Origin of the sequence: Pseudomonas sp. F1_0610 (genome assembly GCF_047470865.1) — a bacterium.
In the GTDB taxonomy this organism is placed as follows: Bacteria; Pseudomonadota; Gammaproteobacteria; order Pseudomonadales; family Pseudomonadaceae; genus JAZDRH01.
Genome location: NZ_JAZDRH010000033.1, coordinates 1 through 15,259 on the forward strand (window position 1 = coordinate 1; position 15,259 = coordinate 15,259).

General features: G+C 43.4%; 15 protein-coding genes, 1 tRNA gene and 1 pseudogene. 3 read left to right on the forward strand and 14 right to left on the reverse strand.

The features are described from left to right. From VQ643_RS14330 to hexR, 8 genes are all read right to left on the reverse strand, one after another. On the reverse strand, positions 1 to 142 hold a 142-nt coding region (locus tag VQ643_RS14330; RefSeq protein WP_414200732.1), incomplete at its 3' end, for a transposase. Between the two features lie 382 nt (positions 143 to 524). Next, positions 525 to 600, reverse strand: a tRNA-Thr gene (locus VQ643_RS14335). A gap of 101 nt (positions 601 to 701) precedes the next feature. Then, positions 702 to 1,943, reverse strand: a complete 1,242-nt coding sequence (locus VQ643_RS14340) for a methyltransferase (RefSeq protein ID WP_414200671.1) — start codon at positions 1,941 to 1,943, stop codon at positions 702 to 704. Continuing rightward, on the reverse strand, positions 1,918 to 2,607 hold the full coding sequence (locus VQ643_RS14345) for an ABC transporter permease (RefSeq protein ID WP_414200673.1): 690 nt from the start codon (positions 2,605 to 2,607) through the stop codon (positions 1,918 to 1,920). The genes VQ643_RS14340 and VQ643_RS14345 overlap by 26 nt, the downstream gene beginning before the upstream one ends. Further along, a complete protein-coding gene (locus VQ643_RS14350; protein ID WP_414200675.1) occupies positions 2,607 to 3,299 on the reverse strand; it encodes an ABC transporter permease in 693 nt (230 codons plus the stop codon). The genes VQ643_RS14345 and VQ643_RS14350 overlap by 1 nt, the downstream gene beginning before the upstream one ends. A 52-nt stretch (positions 3,300 to 3,351) precedes the next feature. Then, positions 3,352 to 4,107 carry a transporter substrate-binding domain-containing protein gene (locus VQ643_RS14355; RefSeq protein ID WP_414200678.1) on the reverse strand — a complete coding sequence of 252 codons (756 nt, stop codon included), beginning with the start codon at positions 4,105 to 4,107 and terminating at the stop codon, positions 3,352 to 3,354. A gap of 11 nt (positions 4,108 to 4,118) precedes the next feature. After that, complete coding sequence (locus VQ643_RS14360) at positions 4,119 to 4,907, reverse strand: ABC transporter ATP-binding protein (protein ID WP_414200680.1); 789 nt, start codon at positions 4,905 to 4,907, stop codon at positions 4,119 to 4,121. A gap of 144 nt (positions 4,908 to 5,051) precedes the next feature. Next, positions 5,052 to 5,921: a transcriptional regulator HexR gene (hexR, locus tag VQ643_RS14365; RefSeq protein WP_414200683.1), complete on the reverse strand. Its 870-nt coding sequence runs from the start codon at positions 5,919 to 5,921 to the stop codon at positions 5,052 to 5,054. 339 nt (positions 5,922 to 6,260) lie between these two features. Between hexR and VQ643_RS14370 the strand changes: the two genes are divergently transcribed. Beyond that, positions 6,261 to 6,707 (forward strand): hypothetical protein, encoded by a 447-nt coding sequence (locus VQ643_RS14370; RefSeq protein ID WP_414200685.1) that lies wholly within the window; start codon positions 6,261 to 6,263, stop codon positions 6,705 to 6,707. Positions 6,708 to 6,764: 57 nt separating this feature from the next. Here VQ643_RS14370 and VQ643_RS14375 read toward each other — a convergent pair whose 3' ends face one another. Together VQ643_RS14375 and hslO are read right to left on the reverse strand one after the other, a co-directional pair. Further along, complete coding sequence (locus tag VQ643_RS14375; RefSeq protein WP_414200688.1) at positions 6,765 to 8,306, reverse strand: phosphoenolpyruvate carboxykinase; 1,542 nt, start codon at positions 8,304 to 8,306, stop codon at positions 6,765 to 6,767. 101 nt (positions 8,307 to 8,407) lie between these two features. Then, positions 8,408 to 9,301, reverse strand: coding sequence for an Hsp33 family molecular chaperone HslO (hslO, locus tag VQ643_RS14380; protein WP_414200691.1), 894 nt, complete (start codon positions 9,299 to 9,301; stop codon positions 8,408 to 8,410). A 104-nt stretch (positions 9,302 to 9,405) separates the two neighbouring features. Between hslO and VQ643_RS14385 the strand changes: the two genes are divergently transcribed. Then, a complete protein-coding gene (locus tag VQ643_RS14385) occupies positions 9,406 to 9,711 on the forward strand; it encodes a hypothetical protein (protein ID WP_414200693.1) in 306 nt (101 codons plus the stop codon). Here the strand turns inward: VQ643_RS14385 and VQ643_RS14390 are convergent. The 4 genes from VQ643_RS14390 to ompR are packed head-to-tail and all read right to left on the reverse strand — an operon-like array spanning position 9,708 to position 12,891. Beyond that, entirely contained in the window at positions 9,708 to 10,382 is a 675-nt protein-coding gene (locus VQ643_RS14390; RefSeq protein ID WP_414200696.1) for a DUF2625 domain-containing protein, read from the reverse strand. The genes VQ643_RS14385 and VQ643_RS14390 overlap by 4 nt on opposite strands. Before the next feature lie 57 nt (positions 10,383 to 10,439). After that, complete coding sequence (locus VQ643_RS14395) at positions 10,440 to 10,823, reverse strand: RNA-binding S4 domain-containing protein (protein ID WP_414200699.1); 384 nt, start codon at positions 10,821 to 10,823, stop codon at positions 10,440 to 10,442. Positions 10,824 to 10,828: 5 nt separating this feature from the next. Beyond that, positions 10,829 to 12,169, reverse strand: a complete 1,341-nt coding sequence (locus VQ643_RS14400; RefSeq protein ID WP_414200701.1) for an ATP-binding protein — start codon at positions 12,167 to 12,169, stop codon at positions 10,829 to 10,831. Further along, positions 12,166 to 12,891, reverse strand: coding sequence for a two-component system response regulator OmpR (ompR, locus tag VQ643_RS14405; RefSeq protein WP_414200704.1), 726 nt, complete (start codon positions 12,889 to 12,891; stop codon positions 12,166 to 12,168). Before ompR ends, VQ643_RS14400 begins: the two co-directional genes overlap by 4 nt. A 177-nt stretch (positions 12,892 to 13,068) precedes the next feature. Between ompR and VQ643_RS14410 the strand changes: the two are divergent. Then, positions 13,069 to 15,244 (forward strand): annotated as a pseudogene (locus VQ643_RS14410) (Tex family protein); the annotation flags it as partial. Between the last annotated feature and the right edge of the window lie 15 nt (positions 15,245 to 15,259).

Here is a 15,259-nt window from a genome sequence, read left to right on the forward strand (position 1 = left end):
AAAAGATCTTAATCCAGTTGTACAGTGTCTTATCACTGATGCCTAAGCGCTTAGCAACGTCTACAACAGCATAACCATGGAGGGTCACTTGGTTGACTGCTTCTTGCTTAAACTCATCTGAATAACGATAGCCTTTGCTCATGTTTAACCCCTTATGGTTGTTCATCTTTTTACCATAAAAAGTGTCGGGGTTAGTCAGGCCTTATCATAATAGGCATCACGACTGGCGCATAACACATGTAACACATTGGTTTTTGTTATGTGTTACGCCTGTAAGCCGCATAAACACTGGGAAATAACACATGTAACACATGTAACACACGCAAATGCAAAGATGCCGAAATGAATTTAGACTCAGCCACTTTGTACACCAGATGCGATTTTTAATCTCAGTGTACACCGTAGTGTACAAGAACAACTGTTATATGTCTGGTTATGTTTGGGCATGTAGAAACGAAAAAACCCGCCTAAGCGGGTCTTTACGGGGCTTTCACAGCATATCTGGTGATGTAAAAGCTTGAATGTGGTGCCGGCACCAAGAGTCGAACTCGGGACCTACTGATTACAAGTCAGTTGCTCTACCGACTGAGCTATACCGGCAATGGGGTGGCATTATATAGAATCCCTCCCCCTTGTAAAGTCCTTTTTTGATTTTTTTTAGTTTTTTATTAAAAAACCAAAATAGTAGGCTTTTCAATGACCTAGGTTTTTTTTAAGGAGGCTTTGATCAGTAGGTTGCGCGGTGTTAACTGAGCATCACAAAACTGCCCTAACTCAACCTGATAACCTTGCTCTTGCAGGTAAATTGCCTTATCTAGCACTAGCCATAATTCCAATGGGCGCTGGAAGAGCTTATTGACCAGCTCAAGGTTACGTACTTGCGCCAAGCGCTGCCAGCCTGTGTTTTCTAACTCATCCCAGTCTACCCAAGCTGGCAACCGAATTTCTTTTAACGCAGCCAAGTCGACACACCAATCTGCAAAGCACTTCTGCCACCATGTGTTGCTTAATGGTGGCGTATTAAGATACTCATTTACTTGACGTGCTTGGCGTTGCAGCACATCAAAGGCTAAACGCCATGCCATAGATTGGTTACGCTTAGCTATTTCACGTTTACCTGCAGTTGCTGTCGTCTGTAAAGGTAAAGCTAAATCATCCTTGCTTAATTTAAGCGCCGATGCCTGTGCGGCCTGCGAGAGTCCATGATAGTTGTTCTGTGTTGTTCTGTTATAACAACAAGGAACAACAGATAGGTGTTCTACTTGGGCAAGTGCTGACTGCGTGATTAAGCGACTGTGCAAGTCGCCACAGGCATGAAGTGCAACGGCATGCTGTTGCGGCACAAAGTAGCGGCTAACCTGCGGTGTCAGCACATCACATAAATGATGCTGTGCGTTAAGGTTCAATCGCTGGCTTAGTTGCGCTCCAGACTTCACTAGGGATAGATCATATTCCAAGCAGGTTGACTGAGCTTGAGGATAGGCCAAGAAACGCCCCAAATGCCCTTTTCCCGCACACCAATCTAGCCAATGTTGGGCGTCATCTATAGCTGCGCTAAAAGCTTGTATTTGCTGCCATTTGCGCCCAGGAATATCGCGCATTAGCTGTTCCGGCCGACGTGTGAGTGCTCGCTGAGGATAGAAACCTAGCTGACTGAGTGCCTGCGAGTGTTTGAATAAACTTGGGAAAGGTTCAGGTGCGTTAGCTAGATCATCCGCTAACCAGGCTTGCTCAGCTTGATCTAAACTTCTATTTCGGAGAAAACCAGATAAGGCTGGAAATTGCACTTCCCAAGCCATCTCTAGGTGATAAAAAGCTTTATTTCGCCACAGAAATGCATATTTTTTTAAGTAAGTATCAATAGCAATGAAGCGCTCAATCAGCGCTTCATTCTTTAGAACATCTATAGTTATTGCATCAGTGCCCGTTAATTTCACGTACACGTAGCCCGCGCTCTATAACACGAAATCCCATAATTAAGGCAAAAGATAAAACCAAGTAGAAAATACCAGCAGCAAAGTACATTTCCAGTGCCATGTAATTGCGTGATGCTAAGTACTTAGCGGCCCCCATTAGCTCCATTAAGGTTACAGTGCAGGCTAACGCACTGGCTTTTAGCATTAAAATAACTTCATTGCCATAGGCAGGTAAGCCAATTCTGGCGGCTCGCGGCAATATGATATAGAACATTGTTTGCCAACGGCTCAAGCCTAATGCCTGTGCGGCCTCAATTTCTCCTCGAGGAATGGTCTTGATCGAACCTCGAATAATTTCCGAAATATAGGCTGCTGTGTGCAACGTAAGCGCTAATAAGGCGCACCAATAAGGCTTGCGCAAATAAGGCCAAAGGAAACTTTCACGCACAACAGGTAATTGAGCCAAAACGTAATACACAAAAAATAACTGTAATAGTAATGGCGTTCCTCGAATTAAAAACACATAGGTAGAAGGCACAGCGCGGATATACCATTTTGCAGATGAGCGCGCGATACCCACAGGTATGGCTACCAGTAAGCCCAAGACTACAGATAAAGCTACTAATTCTAAGGTTAGTTGCGCTCCTTCCCATAATTTTGGCAAGGAGTTATAAATAATGCCCCATTCCATCAGCGGCCTCGCTCAAAGCCACGATTAACACGGCGTTCTAAAAAGTAAAGTACAAACATACAAATAACCGTAATACTCAAATACATAACCGCAGCTAATGTATAAAACGTAATAGGCTCTTTTGTACCCTGCACAACCAGTTGACTGGTGCGCATAATCTCGCTTAACCCAATGACAGAAACCAATGAGGTGTCTTTCATCAGAATCATAAACAGATTACCTAAGCCTGGCAGTGCAACGCGCCATAGTTGGGGCAAAGTAATGCGAAAGAAAATATGACTCGCAGACAAACCTAACGCCAAACCTGCTTCTTTTTGACCTTTGGAGATAGACAGTAAAGCACCGCGAAAGACTTCAGTAGCATAAGCTCCAAAACATAGCGAAAGCGCCACAACACCCGCTGCAAAGGTGTTTAGCTCAAGGTTTTTTATACCCCATAACAAGCCAAATGCTTTAACTGCACCTACTGTTCCATAATAAATTAGGAACACCCACAGCAGTTCTGGAACACCGCGCACAATAGTAGAGTAGGTTGTGCCTAGTGCTCGCAAAATAGCATTAGATGAGGTTTTGGCTAAGCCACCAAGAATGCCTAAAACTAAACCAAAAGCCAGCGAAACAAAGGCTAGCTCCATTGTTAACAAAAAGGCTTTTATTAAGGCATTCTCATAGCCGTGAAAATCAATAATCATTAACTAAAACACTTATGTTACTGCCTTGCTTAAGCAAGGCAGTGCGTGAAGATTAATAGATGCTAAAAGGGAAGTATTTAGCATTAATTTTTTCGTAAGTTCCGTCTTCACGTATTTCTTTCAACGCTTGGTTTAGGCGTTGTGTTAGCTGCTCATTACCTTTACGTACAGCAATACCTACTTTGTCTGAAGCAAACACAGGGTCACCTTTAAATTCAAAGTCTTTACCTGTTGAGCTATTTAACCACTCCCAGCTAAGTAGCTTGTCTGCAAGAATGGCATCAATACGACCAGCAGCTAGATCCATGAAGGCATCTTCATTTTTGTCGTACAGCATGATTTCAATATCGCTACCTAAATTGTCTTCTAACCACATACTGGACACTGTAGCACGCTGAGCACCAATAACTTTTCCTTTAACACTGGCATTGTCAGTTTTAAAGTCGGTTGTTTTTGGAGCAATGTACTGCAGGCTATTGGTATAAATAGCATCTGTGAAAGAGACAGCGCCTTTACGCTCTTCGGTAATCGACATCGATGAGGCTAAAAAGTCGAATTTATCAGCGTTTAGTGCAGGAATACTGCCGTCCCAATCTACTAACACCACATCGCATTCAGCTTTCAACTTTTCACATAACGCATAGGAAATATCCACATCAAAGCCTGTTGCTTTGCCTGATGGATCAAGCATATTGAAAGGTGGCATACCGCCTTCTGTACCGATGCGTAGCTTTTCAGCGGCAACTGCACTACCAACGAGAAATAAACTTGTTAGTGCAGCCAGTGCGAAACCTGTAACTTTTTTCATGTTATTCCCTCTTACCAGTGGTTTGCCATGTTGCTCGACATAAATTCTTGGCAGCGAGCAGATGTTGTATTATTGAACACTTCTTCAGGTGTACCTTGGGCTTCAATTTGCCCGCGGTGCAAGAATACAATTTTATTGGATACTTGGCGCGCAAAGTTTAACTCATGGGTAACCATTAACATGGTGCGCCCTTCTTCTGCCAAGCTACGAATAACGCCTAATACTTCCTGTACCATTTCAGGATCTAGCGCCGAGGTTGGCTCATCTAACAGTAAAACTTTGGGCTGCATGGCTAAAGTACGAGCAATGGCTGCGCGCTGCTGCTGGCCACCTGAGAGCATATTAGGGTAAGCATTGGCTTTATCTGCAATACCTACTTTTTCCAACAGCTCCATTGCCATAGCAATTGCATCTTTCTTTATCATTCCTAAAACACGACGCGGTGCTTCTATGACATTATCTAGTACAGTTAAATGCGGCCATAAATTGAAGTTTTGAAAAACAAAGCCTACCTGGGTACGTAAACGGTTAATTTGGGAGTGACTCGCTGCTGTTAACTCGCCAGTTTTACGCTCTTTTTTTAAGGCAAGCTCTTCACCTGAAAAGAATATTTTACCTTCATGCGGATTTTCTAAAAGATTCAAACAGCGTAAAAAAGTTGATTTACCTGAACCAGAAGAACCCAAAATAGAGATCACATCACCATCATAAGCTGATAAAGAAATACCACGTAGCACTTCCAGATCGCCATAACGTTTATGTAAATCAATAACTTCTAATGCAGGTGTGGCATTAGCCATAACACTTCCTCAGCCGTTTTAACCATTTTGCAATGGCGTATTTGGCAACGCAAATAGAGCGTCGCACAAAAGAATGTAAAAAAAGAGGACAATTTTGCCAGTTTTATGCGCCGTTGCAAAGTTAACAACGACGAGCTCACAAAACTAGCTCTCGCCTTTGACTGATTTTGTTGAAAGACGAAGGGTGCGTAAACTGCGTTTAACACTTTTTAGATGGTTCACTAAATCAGGCCCACGCGACATTGCAACCCCCATTGCCAGAACATCAATGACAACTAAGTGGGCAATTCGTGAAGTAAGTGGTGTATAGATTTCTGTATCTTCTTGTACGTCAATGGCTAAATGAATGCTGGCTAATTCAGCTAAAGGCGTTTGACTTGGGCATAAGGTAATTAATATGGCGCCCGTTTCACGTACCAGATTAGCTGTCGTTAAAAGATCTTTTGATCGCCCTGATTGTGAAATGCAAATGGCTACATCTGTTTCTTTTAATGTGACGGCACTCATCGCTTGCATATGCGGGTCGCTATAAGCGGCAGCTGTTAACAAGAGGCGAAAGAATTTATGCTGGGCATCAGACGCCACTGCACCAGAGGCACCAAAACCGTAAAATTCAACACGCTGCGCTTTTGCCATAACAGCAATGGCTTTTTCTAACGCATTGGTATCAAGATGCTCACGTACATCCATTAGTGAATGCAAAGTAGTATCAAAAATCTTCAGTGCAAAATCGGTTACTGAGTCATTTTCAGTGATTGCAAACTGCCCAAAACTCGCGCCTGAAGCCAAGCTTTGAGCCAGTTTTAGTTTTAAATCCTGAAAACCTGAGCAGCCAATAGCACGACAAAAGCGCACAATAGTAGGCTCACTTACACCTACCATTGCCGCCAAATCCGCCATAGAGCTATGCATTGCAGCAGCAGGCTCAGCCAACACATAGTCAGCCACTTTAAGTTCGGACTTTCTCAGTGATTCACGTGATTGCGAGATATGGTGTAAGAGATTGGTGGACATAGCGTTCAGAAACTTAGCAGTCAATTTGTAGTAAGATTGTAGTTATACTACACAACAGCAAGCAACGCATCTAGTTTGCGGAAAAAAGAGCATATTTAATGCATTTCTGCTTAATTAATTGCAGCTTTAGCCCTTCCCGCCTAAAAGTTTCATATCTTTTTAACTATTATGTTGTATGGTTAGGCTACCGCCACTACATTTTGTAACAGAGTAAGGTTTTAATATTTCCTGAGCTTTTTATAGTTAAAGTACTTAACTTACTGCCTCAGAAAATCAAGCCCTTACCTTGTTTAACATAATAATAACTGAACGACTCAACCTTTAAGCTACTTAACACTCATGCCAGATATGACTCCATTTAAAGAGCTACACACAACTTATGATGGATTATTTAACAGCCTAGGATGGGTACAACAAGCGCCTACAGCCGCTATTTTTTTAACTAGGTTCTGCCAGCTATATTTACAAAATCAAGTCAAAAAAATCACGCCTTACAGTGAAAATGACATGCTAGTGTTTCAGTATGCTCTGCAACCTAAAGATGATCGTACTTATTTTTATATCAACCTCACACGCCAGCTATGCCAAGACCAGAAAATACACCAACTAAGTTGTCATTTATTTTTTCACTGCTCGGCTAACATACAGATAGACAGTAATAATTTGTGCTCAGGCAATTATTCCTCACTCACTGAGTGGGTGGCTGAACTACAAAAAACATCAGGCTTTTTACTGGCCAATCAACTTACACCGGCATTCTTTCAATGGTCTTTTACTGGCGTTTAATACACCATAAAAAAACCGCTTCCTAAGAAGCGGTTTTAATTTGTTTAGCTATTGCACTTAAAGCTCAGGACCGGCTTTAACAATAGCCTCAGACACATCAAACTTTTTAAAGTTTTCAATGAACTTAGCTGCGAGCTCACGAGCGGCTTGATCATAAGCTGCTTTATCTGCCCATGTATTACGTGGGTTGAGCAAGTTGGTATCAACCCCTGGTACTACTTTTGGCACATCTAGGTTAATAATAGGTAAATGCTCAGTTTCTACACCAATTAAAGAACCATTTTGAATAGCTGCAATAACGCCGCGCGTTGTTGGAATATTAAAGCGTTGACCAACACCATAGCCACCACCAGTCCAGCCTGTATTCACTAAGTAAACTTTAGAGCCAAACTCTTTAATACGCTTAATTAATAGCTCTGCGTAAACGCCAGCTGGGCGTGGGAAGAATGGCGCACCAAAGCAAGTAGAGAATGTTGATTTAATGCCACTGCCCGAGCCCATTTCGGTTGAGCCAACCAATGCAGTATAACCTGACAAGAAGTGGTAAGCTGCTTGCTCGTTATTCAAAATAGATACAGGTGGCAATACACCTGTTAAATCGCATGTTAAGAAAATAACAGCATTTGGCTCGCCACCTAGGTTTTTCTCTGAGCGTTTTTCAACGTGAGTTAACGGATAAGCAGCACGGCTATTTTGCGTTAAGCTATCATCAGTGTAGTCAGGCTCGTGTTGATCATTCAGCACTACGTTTTCTAGTACTGAACCGAATTTAATAGCTTTCCAGATAACAGGTTCGTTTTTCTCAGATAGGTTAATGCATTTAGCGTAGCATCCGCCTTCTACGTTAAAGACAACCCCTTTACCCCAACCATGCTCATCATCACCAATGAGATAACGGCTTTCGTCAGCTGAAAGTGTGGTTTTACCTGTTCCAGACAAACCAAAGAATAAGGTTACATCGCCCTCTTCACCAATGTTAGCCGCACAGTGCATAGGCAGTACGTCAGCTTCTGGTAGCAGGTAATTCTGCACAGAGAACATGGCTTTTTTCATTTCGCCAGCATAGCGCATGCCTGCGATAAGCACTTTTTTCTGAGCAAAGTTAATCATTACGCAGCCATCAGAGTTAGTGCCGTCACGCTCAGGTACACACTCAAAGTTAGCCACGTTAAGAATTTGCCATTCTTCTTTATTACGAGGGTTATAGCTCTCTGGCGTAATAAATAAGCAACGACCAAAGAGGTTTTGCCATGCGGTTTGGGTCGTCATTTTAACGGCTAAGTAATGCTCTTCAGCTGCACCCACATGTACGTGAGATACAAAGTGATCTTGTGCATTATTAAAAGCTTCTACACGCGCCCACAACGCATCAAACTTTTCAGGAGAAATTGGGCGGTTAATTGGGCCCCAAGCAATGGTATCTTGAGTGCTTGGCTCCTCTACGATAAAACGGTCAGCAGGAGAACGGCCAGTACGGTGACCAGTTTCAACCACTAATGAACCGTTGGCAACTAGGTTACCTTCGCCGCGACGAACAGCCTCTTCAATTAACTGGGCTGGACTAATATTGGTGTACACAGCAGTTGTAGCTTGCGTCATGTATTCCCCATCGGCCGCTGCCGAATCCTCCGAAGTTTGGTAGCGCTAAGTTTGCAGCACTACATCTAAAAATTGTGCGTAATTATGCCAGCTTTGTTTACTCAATGCACTGTTGTCTGATCGGTTAAAGCTTCATCTACGCTAAATAGTTGTTCAATATCTTGTTCTATAAAGAGATATTTTTCGTTACAGAATTGACAATCAATCTCAATTGTACCTGATTTTTCTTTCAGCAAGCTAATGACATCTTCTTTGCCTAAGCTCACAAGCGCTTGCGCCGAACGTTGCTTCGAGCAGCTACATTTAAAGGCTAATACGCTTGGTTCAAATACACGTACATCTTCTTCGTGGTATAAACGATGTAAAAGTGTGGCTAAGTCTAAGGCCTGTAACTCCTCAGCTGTTAATGTATCCGCTAAGGTTTTTACATACTCCCAATGATGCTCACGCTCTTGTGTATCTTGGATACGCTCTACAGGCAATTGTTGTAGCATAAATCCACGAGCGCGATTGCCGTCAGCCTGCAACCAAAACTGTGAAGCCAACTGCTCAGAAGTAGCAAAGTAGTTTGTAAAACACTGCGCAAGAGTATCGCCATCCAAAGTAACCAAGCCTTGGTAGCGCTGCCCTTCTTTAGGGTCTACTGTGAGTGCTAAAACACCCTCAGGCATGAGTTCGTTAAGTGATGCCTGATCTTTAATTGCTTGAGCTTCATAGCGAGCAATAGCCCGCACTTCACGCTCACTTGAGCACTCCACCATCAATAACGGAATAGCACCACTAGAACGTGCTTGTAAAATCAATAAACCATCAAATTTAATGGTTTCTACCAGCAGTGCAGCTGCAGCTAATAATTCACCCAGTAAAATAGCTACTGCTCGAGGATATGGATGCTTAGCTAAAACATGCTGATAGCTTTGTTCTAGGCTGGTAAATTCACCCCGTATATCTGCGTTCTCAAAAATAAAACGCTGTGTAAAATCTTTTTCTATCATTGTGTTTAACCAAAGACTAATGTGTAACTATATTACTTCATCTAGCCTGCCAGCAACCTATAGGTTTGATTGATGGAGGCTATTAAAATCTTAGAGAGATATGCATGCCTATCCTTATTCCTTTTCAGCAGCCTTTAACCATCAAGCTGTGTATCGACTTAGAAGAGTTAAGCGCTTGGGGTAACTTGGCAGATCTTGATCTATTCTGGGACGATCACTTAGAGCCATTCTTAACCAGTCAATTAAGGCTATTTGCCGTGCAGATTTTAAACAGCACTACTTATTTAGAAAGCACAGCTTTAATCTATCAAGCCAAACTCTTAGTAGCTCCGCCAAGCTTTGACTTATCACAACTAGAAAAGCAATTGGCCGAAAGTGCTTTTCCTAAGTGCATTATTCGCCTTGATTAACCCAACTGCTGACAAAACTCTTGTTGCACCTGATAAAGCTCCTCTACGGGTACCACTTTCCAAGTATAATTGTCGAGATTTTTTGCTTCAGCTGTCCATAAAAACGGCATAAAACTAAATGCTTGATCAGGCGTTAGCTGTTGCATATCACCTACCCAAGTTTTCCAGCGCATTGGGCCGTAGAAGTCATCTAAATCGCCATTAAAACAGAAGCTTAAAAACTGCGAATAACTAATTTCTAAGGCTTCAAAGGCTAAGGTTTCAGGTGCAAAGTAGTACATTTTGCCAACGTCCTTACCCAATAGCCCACCATTAATCGCAAATAGACCGCCCAGTACATCATCTGCCACTAATAAATAACCCGCTTCACGCGTACTATTGGTATAGGTTTTGTCTTTATTCCAACTAGGTAAGGTACGTTGCAACTCTGCACTGCCGCCGCCTAAAATACGAATCCAGCCGTTATCAATCAACAAGCCGCCTGTTTGATAGACCAAAGCCCCCATAGGTGAGCGGGTTGTTACCTGTGATAAGAATAAGGCTTCATCTGCAACTTTTTGATCTGCAATGCGAAGTACTTCGACCTTATTGCTTGCCTGACTCATCCAATCCTTTACTAATGGCCATGCTGGGTCTTCTTGGTTTATTAACTCTGTTAATGGGCGAAGCATAAAAACATCCTAAAGCACTTAGTAAGCGCTTTAGCATATCAGGAAGCAAGATGGGCGCTAAAAATTATCTTTAAACTGGTGGATTTGACGGCGTTGTTTCTTGGTTGGGCGGCCATCGGTTAGCAAGCCTAAACCGCCTGCTTTACGCAGCTCGGCAGCGGATTCACGCTTGTTGATGCTGTCTTCAGTTTCTTGGTACAGCGCCTGAGCTTGCGGAGCACCCCGACGAACATCACTTAAAGCTTGGACTATAATAGTGCGCTCTTCATAACCTGTTCTAATACTGAGTTCTTCACCGACGCGAACATCTTTTGAGGGTTTACAACGCACACCCTGCGCATGCACTTTACCACCCTCAATAGCTGTTTTGGCTAGGTTGCGTGTTTTAAAAAATCGCGCAGCCCATAGCCACTTGTCTAAACGAACCTTATCTTCTTCCATAAACGCTATGACCTTTTGCCAACTGCATCGCGTGGTAATAATAAGCAAATAGGCAAGCGTACGCGTACTGCGGTGCCGCCACCTGCTCGATTAAATAACTCTACTGTACCACCATGCTGCCCAGCGATACGCCGTACAATAGCTAGTCCCAAGCCTGTGCCTGTGCCTGTACGAGCCGATTCGCCACGCATAAAGGGGTTAAACAGTTTTTCTATATCATCTTCTTTAACGCCAGCACCACGATCAAGCACACTAATTTCAACAAAAGGCGCCTCTTCTCCACCTTCCACAGAGGTAGTTACTTCAACACCTTTTCCGCCATATTTCAGCGCATTTTCAATCAGGTTCATTAATAATCGTTTCATCGATAAACGACGCAGAGGTAGCATAGGCACTGGTTCTAAGCAAAGCCCTACGCGTTGTTCACCTTTTTGATTGTATGGGTGAGTCACTTCTTCAACCAACTCAATCAAGTTGACAGTTTCTACCTCTTCATCACGCCCATCACGAATAAAAGCAAGGAATTGATCCAAAATAGCATTCATATCCTCCACATCACGCACCATGTCATCAATGAGCTCAGGATCTGCGTTCATCAACTCAAGTGATAAGCGCAAACGTGTCAACGGCGTGCGCAAATCATGCGAAACACCTGCCAGCATTAATTCTCGCTCGCTTGCTGAACGCTCTAAATCATCAGCCATTTGGTTAAACGATTGATACACCTCTGCCATTTCACTGGCTGTATCTTGTGAAATCGGCAAACGCACGCTACGTCCACTACCAAAGCTGCGTGCCGCCATCACTAAGCGCTTTAAGGGCTCATTCAGATGGCGTACAAAAACCCAGGCCACAGCGGTTGAAAGCAGTCCAATAGCAATTAACCAGCCTAATAGATTCCAAATACGTTGGGCTTGTAACTGACGAGGATAAATAGGTAGGCGAATCCATTGATCGCCATAATCAGGTGCATAAACCCACATAGCTGCAGGGCTATGCATTTGAATACGAACCTGTGTTCTAGGGCCTAGATCTTGTCGCATTTGCTGGGTAAATACTTTACTGTAAATCAGAGGTACGTCATCTTCTGGTACGTCCTCCTCTTTAACAGTGATAAGGCCCGTTGCTTTGCTTATTTTATCGCGCCCAATTTGGGCAGACGCCCAATATGCACGAATAGTTAACGCAGTACCATAACTGTATTGACGGTCAACGAGGACATCCTCATTAACCATCAAATACACTAATGTCAGCGCTTTAGAGAAAAGAACCGCCAGTAGTACCATCCAAATAGTTCTGGCGAAAAAGCTTTGCGGATACCAGAATGCGCGAACCTTTTTACTCATGCTTTTCCGTCTGGTACAAACACATAGCCAACACCCCACACTGTTTGGATATAGCGTGGTTTGGATGGATCTACTTCAATCATGCGACGTAAACGCGAAATTTGTACATCAATAGAGCGTTCCAGTGCATCCCACTCACGGCCACGTGCCAAGTTCATTAATTTGTCACGGGTTAACGGCTCACTTGGATGCTGAACTAAGGCTTTTAATACAGCAAACTCGCCGGTCGTCAACATGTTAACTTGGTCATCTTTATGCAGTTCGCGTGTTGCTAAACTGAGTGTGTATTCTCCAAACTTAACCTCTTCATCCGTTGCTGTAGGCGCACCTGGTAAGGTATGACTTTGGCGGCGCAGCACGGCTTTAATACGTGCTAAAAGCTCGCGAGGATTAAATGGCTTGGCTAAGTAGTCGTCTGCACCGCCTTCTAAGCCTTGAATACGACTTGACTCATCGCCTTTAGCCGTCAACATGACGATAGGTACTTGGTTATTTCCAGAACGTAAACGACGACATGCAGACAACCCATCTTCACCAGGCATCATTAAGTCTAAGACAATCAGATGAAATAACTCACGAGCTAATAAACGATCCATTTGTTCAGTGTTTTCAACAGTACGCACTCGATATCCTTGCTCTGCTAAAAACCGCTCTAACAAATTACGTAAACGTGCATCATCATCAACGATTAGTATTTTTTCCATTTCTTGCGTTGTTGTCATCGACTGATCCTCTAACAATTGCGGTGATATTATGTATTAATTGTATAAAAAGGTAACAATTGCATTCTTAACAAATCGTTTCAAAGCACTACTTTCCCAGCAGTTGCACAACTTAATCTATAATATTTTTTATTTATTTGCAGACCTCTCTGCCCAATAAACTAACTAGGTACATTCATGGACAGCATTAATACGCGTATTGCTCAAGAGCTCAATGTTACATCTCAACAAGTTAGCGCTGCCGTTAGCTTGCTCGACGAAGGGGCTACTGTGCCGTTTATTGCTCGCTATCGTAAGGAAGCAACGGGAAGTTTAGATGATACTCAGCTACGCACACTAGAAGAACGTTTACGTTATTTGCGCGAGCTTGACGAGCGCCGCGCTTCTATATTGAGCAGTATAGAGGAACAAGGCAAACTTACACCTGAATTAGCCCAAGCCATTCAGCAAGCCGATACTAAAACTCGCTTAGAGGATCTTTACCTACCTTATAAACAAAAGCGTCGCACTAAGGGCCAAATTGCATTAGAGGCCGGCCTTGGCCAGCTTGCTGATGATCTCTTTGCCAATCCACAGCTGGACCCACTGCAAGAGGCTAGCCGCTACATAGATGCAGAAAAAGGTTTTGCTGATGAAAAACAAGTGTTAGAAGGCGCTAAGTATATTTTGATGGAGCGTTTTGCTGAAGATGCTGAGCTCTTAGCCAAACTACGAGGCTTTTTAAAACAACATGCACAAATCAGTGCGCGTGTTGTGGCGGGTAAAGAAACTGAAGGTGCTAAGTTTAGTGATTATTTTGAACATGATGAAGACTATACTAAGGTGCCCTCACATCGTGCATTGGCTATTTTCCGTGGGCGTAACGAAGGTGTTTTAACGGCTAGCTTAAAAGTCAGTGATGAAACAACACTCTATCATCCTTGCGAAACCATGATTGCTCAGCACTTTTCCATTAGCAACCAGGAGCGTCCTGCTGACAAATGGTTGGCTGAAGTTGTGCGCTGGACATGGCGTGTTAAATTATCAAGCCATTTAGAGACAGACTTATTTGCTGAATTACGTGAGCAAGCCGAAACAGAAGCCATTAACGTATTTGCTCGCAATTTACATGATCTACTCTTAGCCGCGCCAGCAGGTCAACGCTGCACATTAGGTTTAGATCCAGGATTGCGCACAGGGTGTAAGGTTGCAGTCATTGATCACACTGGGAAACTACTAGAAACCACTACCGTCTATCCTCACGTTCCACATAACAAATGGAACGAAACCTTAGCGATTTTGGGCAAGCTTTGTGTAAAACATAAAGTACAATTAATTGCTATTGGTAACGGCACTGCAAGCCGCGAAACCGATAAACTAGCCATAGAATTGGTGAAAGCTTTGCCTGACCTACACATGAGCAAAATTGTTGTGAGTGAAGCAGGCGCTTCTGTCTATTCAGCATCTGAACTAGCCGCCAAAGAATTTCCTGATTTAGATGTATCTTTACGTGGCGCTGTATCTATTGCCCGCCGGTTACAAGACCCACTGGCTGAGCTGGTAAAAATTGACCCGAAATCCATTGGTGTTGGTCAATATCAGCATGATGTATCACAGGTGCAGCTGGCTCGCTCGTTAGACGCTGTTGTTGAAGACTGTGTGAATGCGGTAGGGGTTGATGTGAATACAGCGTCAGCTGCTTTACTGGCGCGCATTTCAGGCCTTAACAGCACATTAGCGCAAAACATAGTGCAGTTTCGCGATGAAAATGGTGCCTTTGATAGTCGTAACGCGCTAAAAAAAGTACCTCGCTTAGGCGCTAAAACCTTTGAGCAAGCCGCTGGTTTCTTGCGTGTTATGCATGCTAGCAATCCATTAGACAGTTCGGCTGTGCACCCTGAAGCCTATAGTTTAGTTGAGCGCATTGCGCAAAGCACACAACGTGACATCCGCTCCCTGATTGGCGATAGCGCCTTCTTAAACAGCCTAGATCCGAAAAAATTTACTGACGAAACCTTTGGTTTACCAACAGTGACCGATATCCTAAAAGAGCTTGATAAGCCAGCTCGCGATCCTCGTCCTGAATTTAAAACTGCGACATTCCAAGAAGGTATTGAAGAAATCAAGGACCTGAAATTAGGCATGATTCTAGAAGGTGTTATTACCAACGTCACCAACTTTGGTGCCTTTGTCGATATCGGCGTACATCAAGATGGCCTAGTTCACATTTCAGCACTCTCCGATCAATTTATTAAGGATCCACATACATTGGTTAAAGCTGGCGATATCGTCAAAGTAAAGGTGATGGAGGTGGACATTCCTCGCAAGCGTATTGCGCTTTCCATGCGTTTAAGCGATGAGCCGGGTACAAAAAACACTCCCGTTCCGG

Excerpts from the sequence above, each read along its gene's own strand:
- VQ643_RS14345 (WP_414200673.1), bottom strand. The coding sequence starts at position 2,607 with ATGGAATGGGGCATTATTTATAACTCCTTGCCAAAATTATGGGAAGGA.
- VQ643_RS14350 (WP_414200675.1), bottom strand. The coding sequence starts at position 3,299 with ATGATTATTGATTTTCACGGCTATGAGAATGCCTTAATAAAAGCCTTT.
- VQ643_RS14355 (WP_414200678.1), bottom strand. The coding sequence starts at position 4,107 with ATGAAAAAAGTTACAGGTTTCGCACTGGCTGCACTAACAAGTTTATTT.
- VQ643_RS14360 (WP_414200680.1), bottom strand. The coding sequence starts at position 4,907 with ATGGCTAATGCCACACCTGCATTAGAAGTTATTGATTTACATAAACGT.
- hexR (WP_414200683.1), bottom strand. The coding sequence starts at position 5,921 with ATGTCCACCAATCTCTTACACCATATCTCGCAATCACGTGAATCACTG.
- VQ643_RS14370 (WP_414200685.1), top strand. The coding sequence starts at position 6,261 with ATGCCAGATATGACTCCATTTAAAGAGCTACACACAACTTATGATGGA.
- VQ643_RS14375 (WP_414200688.1), bottom strand. The coding sequence starts at position 8,306 with ATGACGCAAGCTACAACTGCTGTGTACACCAATATTAGTCCAGCCCAG.
- hslO (WP_414200691.1), bottom strand. The coding sequence starts at position 9,301 with ATGATAGAAAAAGATTTTACACAGCGTTTTATTTTTGAGAACGCAGAT.
- VQ643_RS14385 (WP_414200693.1), top strand. The coding sequence starts at position 9,406 with ATGCCTATCCTTATTCCTTTTCAGCAGCCTTTAACCATCAAGCTGTGT.
- VQ643_RS14390 (WP_414200696.1), bottom strand. The coding sequence starts at position 10,382 with ATGCTTCGCCCATTAACAGAGTTAATAAACCAAGAAGACCCAGCATGG.
- VQ643_RS14395 (WP_414200699.1), bottom strand. The coding sequence starts at position 10,823 with ATGGAAGAAGATAAGGTTCGTTTAGACAAGTGGCTATGGGCTGCGCGA.
- VQ643_RS14400 (WP_414200701.1), bottom strand. The coding sequence starts at position 12,169 with ATGAGTAAAAAGGTTCGCGCATTCTGGTATCCGCAAAGCTTTTTCGCC.
- ompR (WP_414200704.1), bottom strand. The coding sequence starts at position 12,891 with ATGACAACAACGCAAGAAATGGAAAAAATACTAATCGTTGATGATGAT.